Source organism: Streptomyces prasinopilosus (genome assembly GCF_001419695.1).
Taxonomy (GTDB): domain Bacteria; phylum Actinomycetota; class Actinomycetes; order Streptomycetales; family Streptomycetaceae; genus Streptomyces; species Streptomyces prasinopilosus.
In genome coordinates, this window is the sequence record NZ_LIRG01000436.1 from 1 (window position 1) to 6,594 (window position 6,594).

At 74.5% G+C, this 6,594-nt stretch carries 7 protein-coding genes; 6 read left to right on the plus strand and 1 reads right to left on the minus strand.

Going from position 1 to position 6,594, the window contains the following annotated elements:
* From AOK18_RS18625 to ppk2, 3 genes are all read left to right on the plus strand, one after another.
* The coding region (locus tag AOK18_RS18625; protein ID WP_055695111.1) for a CU044_5270 family protein at positions 1-894 on the plus strand (894 nt) is incomplete at its 5' end.
* A 217-nt stretch (positions 895-1,111) separates the two neighbouring features.
* Positions 1,112-1,354: a DUF6411 family protein gene (locus tag AOK18_RS18630; protein ID WP_055572663.1), complete on the plus strand. Its 243-nt coding sequence runs from the start codon at positions 1,112-1,114 to the stop codon at positions 1,352-1,354.
* Positions 1,355-1,386: 32 nt separating this feature from the next.
* On the plus strand, positions 1,387-2,343 hold the full coding sequence (gene ppk2 / locus AOK18_RS18635; RefSeq protein WP_055572662.1) for a polyphosphate kinase 2: 957 nt from the start codon (positions 1,387-1,389) through the stop codon (positions 2,341-2,343).
* Between the two features lie 178 nt (positions 2,344-2,521).
* On the opposite strand, the gene AOK18_RS35425 is transcribed toward ppk2, so the two are convergent.
* The gene (locus AOK18_RS35425) at positions 2,522-3,034 is read right to left on the minus strand and encodes an MMPL family transporter (RefSeq protein ID WP_420865621.1); all 513 of its coding nucleotides are present in this window, start codon (positions 3,032-3,034) and stop codon (positions 2,522-2,524) included.
* Positions 3,035-3,280: 246 nt separating this feature from the next.
* On the opposite strand from AOK18_RS35425, the gene AOK18_RS18645 reads away from it, so the two are divergent.
* From AOK18_RS18645 to AOK18_RS18655, 3 genes are all read left to right on the plus strand, one after another.
* A complete protein-coding gene (locus tag AOK18_RS18645) occupies positions 3,281-3,727 on the plus strand; it encodes an SRPBCC family protein (protein WP_095534019.1) in 447 nt (148 codons plus the stop codon).
* A 486-nt stretch (positions 3,728-4,213) separates the two neighbouring features.
* Complete coding sequence (locus AOK18_RS18650) at positions 4,214-5,122, plus strand: nitroreductase/quinone reductase family protein (protein ID WP_055695113.1); 909 nt, start codon at positions 4,214-4,216, stop codon at positions 5,120-5,122.
* Positions 5,123-5,777: 655 nt separating this feature from the next.
* Positions 5,778-6,594: MFS transporter (locus AOK18_RS18655; protein WP_157865123.1), on the plus strand; the 817-nt coding region annotated here is incomplete at its 3' end.

Genomic DNA, 6,594 nt, shown 5'->3' on the forward strand with positions numbered 1-6,594 from the left:
GCCCCCGGAGAACGTGAGGAACAGCGCCCCGGCCAGGGCCATCGACACGGCCGGCACCACCAGGGCGGGGCGCTGTTCCTCACGTTCTCCGGGGGCGGCCACGGTTCCGCCCCGGCGGCCGGGGCGGGCTCCGCGCCCGCCGGGGTGAACAGCGCCTCCGTCACGCTCGACCGGATCGCCGCCGCGGCCATGAGGACCGACGCCACGCCGGTGAAGGACGGCCAGTTCGTGTACGTCGAGCGCCTGATCCGCGGGAACACGGGCTCCTTCGACGGGCCGGTGCGGCTCGGCGCCCTGCACCGGCAGGAGGTGTGGACCGCGCAGGACCCCGGCCCGGTGACCAGGACCGGCTGGATGCGGGAGACCGGCGAGGACGCCGTCATGCCCGGTCAGCTGGTGCCCGTGGAGTCCGCCGAGCCGGTCCGGGCGGGCATCGACCACCCCACGTACGAGTGGCTGGCCTCGCTCCCCACCGACCCCGACGCCCTGCTCGAACTGCTCCGCTCCCGGACCGGGGTGCAGGACGGGGACTCGAAGGACCAGGCCGTCTTCGGGAGGATCGGCGACCTGCTCAGCTCGACGATCATGCCTCCCGCCACGGCTTCCGGTCTCTACCGGGCCGTCGAGAGGATTCCCGGCGTGACCGAGGTCCCCGACGCCGTCGACGCCGCCGGCCGGCACGGCATCGGCATCACCCGCGAGGACGCCGGGTCCGCGACCCGGGACGTGTGGATCTTCGACAAGGACACGCTCGCCTACCTCGGCTCGCGGTCGTACCTCACCGGCGACGGGGCGAGGGGCAGCACGGCCGACACGCTGTACGGGATCGACGCCGTCATGTCCCGCGCGGTCGTCGACCGCCACGGCGAGGAACCCGCCGGAACCCGGAACTGACCCGGGCGGCGCGGCCGGGAGGCGCACGGTGGTCCCCCGTCCCCGGTGCTCCGCGGGCGTGCCGCCGGGAGAGCGCCGGTGCCGCGCCCGGCGCGCCGCCCGCACCGGTCGCGGGGACCGTGCGCGGGGCCCGGTCCCGGAACGGAGCCCCCGCCGCCCACATGGGCGAGACGGGACGGGGCACCTGTATGTCCGTCCCTCAGCAAAGGAGCCGGTCGTGGTAGTCGTCGCCGTCATCGCCGTGTGTGTGGTCCTGGCCGTCCTGGCCTTCCTCGTCCCCCGTCTCTCCCGCCACCCCGAACGCGGCACGCAACGTACGCTCGGTGCCGGGGCGCGGGCCGGCGGCAAGGCGCCCGGCGTCCTGGGCCGCCTTTTCAGCAAGCCCTTCCACACCAGCTCGCGTGCGGTGGGCCGCAGCGGCTCGGCGGGCCGCCGCACCCGCGGCCGCATGCCCTTCTGACCGGCCGTGCGGACCGAACGGGGAGTCGGGCGATGAACGCCGAAGACGCGGACAAGCTGCTGGACGGACTGACGGTGGACGTCAGCCGGCGGGAGCAGCCGATCGTGCTGGACGCGGACGGGCGTCCCATCCGGACGTGGCGGGAGAACCATCCGTACGACCGCAAGGTCAGCCGCAAGGAGTACGAGCGGACCAAGCGGATCCTGCAGATCGAGCTGCTCAAGCTCCAGCGGTGGGTCAAGGACACCGGCGCGCGCCTGGTCGTCGTGTGCGAGGGGCGTGACGCGGCGGGCAAGGGCGGCACGATCCAGCGGCTCATCGAGCGGCTCAACCCGCGCGGCGCACGCGTGGTCGCCCTGGACAAGCCCACCGAACGCGAGATGGGCCAGTGGTACTTCCAGCGGCACATCGCGCACATGCCGACGGCCGGGGAGATCGTCTTCTTCGACCGCTCCTGGTACAACCGGGCCGGCGTGGAGCGCGTGATGGGGTACTGCTCCAAGGACGAGTACGAGCTGTTCCTCGACCAGTGCCCGGCCTTCGAGCGGATGCTGGTGGACGACGGCATCCTGCTGGTGAAGTTCTGGTTCTCCGTGTCCCGCTCCGAGCAGCGCACGCGCTTCGCGATCCGGCAGGTCGACCCGGTGCGCCAGTGGAAGCTCTCGCCCACCGACCTGGCGTCGCTGGACCTCTGGGACGACTACACCGAGGCGAAGGTCGACATGTTCCGCGCCACGGACACCGTCCACGCGCCCTGGACCGTGGTCAAGAGCAACGACAAGCGGCGCGCCCGGCTGGAGACCATGCGCAGCCTGCTGTCGCGCATCGACTACGACAGCAAGGACGAAGAGGCGGTCGGCACGCCCGACCCCCTCATCGTCGGCGCCGCCGACACCCTTCTGGAGCCGGGCGAGGAGGACACCGCCCTCTCCCCCACCCCGTTGTCCCCCGGCGCCGAGGGACCCGGCAAACACCCCCGGACCGGCTGACGTCCGCGCTCCCCCCGGCCGTCCACGCCTCCACGCCGGTGGGGCGCCCCGGTGAAGACGGGGTGCCCCACCGGCGCACGGGTGCCGGCGGGCTGTTCGCCGGTACGGCCCGCCGGCCCGGGATCCGCGCCCGTACCGGTCGTCACCCGGCCCCGCCCGTACCGGCGCCGCCCGTCGCTCAGGAGCGGAGGGTGATGGCCGCGACGAGCCGACCGGCGTCGTTCCTGACGACGGCGGCGCCCGCCTTCGTCGAACTGCCGTAGGTGAGCGCGGCCTTGTGGCCCGCATGGTTGAGCCAGACCTCGATCGGGGTCTCGGGCGTGGTCCCCGGACCGCCCGTGTACAGGACCTCGTGGCCGCAGTTCCGGAGCGTGCCCGTCGCGGGGCCGGCCGGCCACCCGTTCCACCTGCCCAGCGCGATCATCAGGGCCGGCAGGACGAAGACGCGGATCACCACGGCGTCCAGCAGGATCGCCGCCGCCAGGCCCACGCCCAGCTGCTCGAACTCGACCATGCTCAGCGTGCCGAAGATCGCGAACACTCCGGCCATCACGATCGCCGCGCTGGTGACGACCCCGGCGGAGCGGGTGGTGCCCTCGCGGACGGCGTCCCTGACGCGCGCCGCCGTGCGCGGTGGCCGCGGCCGCTCCACGCCGGCCGCCGGCCCACCCGTCTCCGGCCGTCGGCTCACCCGTCCGGCGCTCCCGGGCTGTGCGGGCGGTGCGATCGGCAGGACGCTGGAGGCCAGGCCCGTGGGAGGCCGGAGAGGCGGCCCGGTGCGCCGGGCCCGCCCGGCGCACCGGGGAGCGGCCGGTGCCCGCGCCGCGCCGCACGGCCGCCGGGCGTCCGCCGCGCCGGACGTCCCCGTCCGTGCGTCGCGACCGGGGGCGCCGCGACCGGGGCGCCTCCGTGCCGACCCTTCTCCAGGAGCGTGATGATGGCCCGGAACCGCTGTCTGATCCTGAGCTCGCCGTCCGAGGTCTGGGACCTGCTGGCCGACGGCCACCGCTACGGGGAGTGGGTGACGGGAACCCAGCGGGTCCTCGCCGTGGACCCGCACTGGCCGGACGTGGGCGCCCGACTGAGGGTCCGTGTCGGCGCCGGTCGGCTGACCCTCGACGACACCTGCGTCGTCCGCATCTGCGAACCCCCGCACCGCCTGGAGCTGGATGCGAAGGCGGACCCCTTCGGCGCGGCCCGCATCGCCATGAGGTTGACGCCCTGGGGCGAGCACACCCTCTTCACCCTCGACTGGCATCCCCTCCGGGGTCCCGGCACCCGGATGCACGGGCTGCCCGTGGACTACTTCGTCAGGGTCCGCAACGGCATGATGCTGACGAAGCTGGCCCGGATCGCGGTGCGCGAGCATGCCGTGAGCGTCTGAGGCACCTCCCGGAGACCCGGGGCGGTTCACCGCCGGCAGCGGCATGCCGCCGCGTTCCGCCCGAGGGTGGCTCGAACCCTGCCCACCGTCGTCCCACAGCCTTGACAGCGCCCGGCGTTGATCGTTCCAATGCGGGGGTGGCGCGTGGCGTCGGCCGAAGAGATGTGGGCGGGCCGGCGATCGGGCGACCACCTGTCGCCGGGGAATGACCTCCATGCGTTCATCCATCACAGGCGAGACCTGATCCGGCGCGTTCGCGCCGCTTCCCTCACCGTCCGGGGCCCGTGCCCCCGTCGTGCCCGGTGGGCCGGCCCTCCCGCCGCACCGAGGCGCAACGGCGCGATCCGGCCGCCCGGGACCGGGGACCGTGCGCGTCCGCCCAGCAGGCCGACGAACGGCCGGCACCCGCGCGGCACCGCCCCGCCTCGTCCCGTAACCCCGTACCGCGCCTTGCGCGTCCCGTCATCCAGGGAGATCCCGCTTCATATGTCCACACCCTTCGACCAGCAGGTCATCGAGGAGTTCCGAGCCAACGGAGGAAAGGTCGGCGGCCCGTTCGAGGGCGGCGATCTGCTGCTTCTCACCACGACCGGCGCCAGGTCCGGCGAGGAGCGCACCACCCCGCTGGGCTACGTCCGGCACGAGCGCGGACTGCTCGTCGTCGGCTCCCGCCTCGGCGGGCCCCGCCACCCCGCCTGGTACCACAACCTCCTGGCCACCCCGCTGGTGCGGGTGGAGACCGGGACGGAGGAGTACGAGGCCGTCGCGGTGCCCGCCGAGGGGGAGGACCGCGACCGCCTGTTCTCGCACGTCGTACGGGCCGCACCCGGTTACGGCGAGTACCAGCGGAACACGGACCGGATCCTGCCCGTCGTGGTGCTGGAACGCAGCGACCCGGCGCCCGGCGAGGGACCCGGCACGGTCACGAACCTCGCCGACAAACTGGTCGAGGTCCATGTCTGGCTCCGCGGGCAGCTACGGCACGTGAGCGCCGAGGTGGACGCCCACTTCGCGGCGCGGGCCTCCCGGCAGGACGGGGACGAGCGGCCGGCGCCGGGGCTCGGCCTCCAGATCCGGCAGCACTGCCTGGCCTTCTGCCGGACGCTGGAGTTCCACCACACGGGCGAGGACGTCCACGTGTTTCCCGCGATGGAGGCCGCGCACCCCCGTCTCAAGGACGCCCTCACGAGGCTGCGCTCCGAACACCGCACCGTCGCGCGGCTCCAGCGGGAGCTCGCCGCGCTGCTCACCGACATCACCCGGGCCGATCCCGAGCGGTTCCGGGACGAACTGGAGCGGATGACCGAGGAACTGACGGCGCACCTCGACTACGAGGAGGAACAGCTGATCCCGGTGCTCGCGGAGATCCCCTTCCCCCCTGGGCCGCCCGCCTGACGGCCCGGCCGCGGGCCGCGCACGGGCCCCCGCGTCCCGGCCCCGGCCCGCGGGCCGGCTGGGCCGGGTGAAGGGACCGCGGGCGCAGGACGCGCCGGGGGTCGCGGCCGGATCCGCGGGACCGCAGACCCGGTGGAGCGGGGCCCGCGGCGGGGCGCACGCGGCCGGGGCACGGGCGCCTCCGCGGCACCGGCGAAGTGCTCGCGCCGTACCCGGTGTTCTCCGGCGACCCCCTCACCCGGGGGTGCCGGAAGGCGGGTTCGGGGCGGCCGTCGGACCGGGACCCCCGGCCGTCCGGGGCACCGGACCTCGGGCCGGGCCCCGCCCCGGTCCGGGCCGGCCCCTGGTGCGTACGCACCAGGACGCGGGGGCGCCTGGTCCGGGCGCACCAGGGGAGGACGGGGCCGGAGGACGATGTCCGGCGGGGCGCCGGAGGGCAGCGTGGGAGACGCGCGGAATCCCGCGCGTTCCCCTTGCCTCGCGGCGTCTGGAGTGATCGACCGATGACGACATCTCCTCACCGGATTCCTCCCCCGGCTCCTTGCCGGACTCTTCGCAGGGCCGGGCGGTGGGCCCTGCGGCGGTGCCGGCCCGCGGACCTCCCGATGTCCGGCACCAGGGCGCGGAAGATGCTGGACCTGCTGGGCGGTCACCGATGAAGAAGACGTCCGTTCCCGAATCCGTGGTTTCCCCGGTCCGCGCCGGGAGGCTGTCGGCCGGCGCTCTCGCTGCCCTCGGCGTCCTGGCACTCGCCCTCGGCACCCTGCAGTCGGTGGTGGACCCCGCGCTCCCGCTGCTCCAACGCGAGCTGGGGGTCGGTCCCGCCGAAGGAGCACTCATCGTCAACGCGGTGCTCGTCACCGGCGCGGTCGTCGCACCCGTCGCGGGCAAACTCGGCGACCGCTACGGCGGGAAGCGGGTGCTGATCCGGCTGATGGCCGTGGTCTCGGCCGGTGGCCTGCTGGCCGGCCTGGCACCGAACCTGCCGGTGCTGCTGCTCGGCCAGGTGCTGCAGGGCGCCATGGTGGGTGCGCTGCCCCTCTCCTTCATCCTGGTGCGCAAGCACCTCCCGGCAGGAGGGTCACAGGCGGCGATCGGGCTGGTCGTCGCACTGTTCACGGCCGGTGGCATGGTGGGGACGCTGGTCGCCGGGCCGATCGCGGAAGGACTGTCCTGGCACGGGATCTTCGTGCTTCCGACGATCGTGATCATCGCGGCGACGGCGGTCGTGACGCGGCTGATGCCGCACGATCCGCCGACCCGGTCGGACGACCGCATCGACTGGCCCGGCGCGGTCCTGCTGAGCGGCACGCTGCTCGCCCTCATGCTCGGGCTCGTGACGGTGACGGGCGCCGGCCTGCCGCCCTACGCGATCGGCGCCCTCGCGGTGGCCGTGGCCGCCCTCGCGACCGGATGGGTCGTCGTCGAGCGCCGGGCGGCCTCGCCGATGGTCGACCTGCGCATGCTGGCAC

Coding starts and splice junctions, on each gene's coding strand:
- ppk2 (WP_055572662.1), top strand. CDS start 1,387: ATGAACGCCGAAGACGCGGACAAGCTGCTGGACGGACTGACGGTGGAC.
- AOK18_RS18645 (WP_095534019.1), top strand. CDS start 3,281: ATGGCCCGGAACCGCTGTCTGATCCTGAGCTCGCCGTCCGAGGTCTGG.
- AOK18_RS18650 (WP_055695113.1), top strand. CDS start 4,214: ATGTCCACACCCTTCGACCAGCAGGTCATCGAGGAGTTCCGAGCCAAC.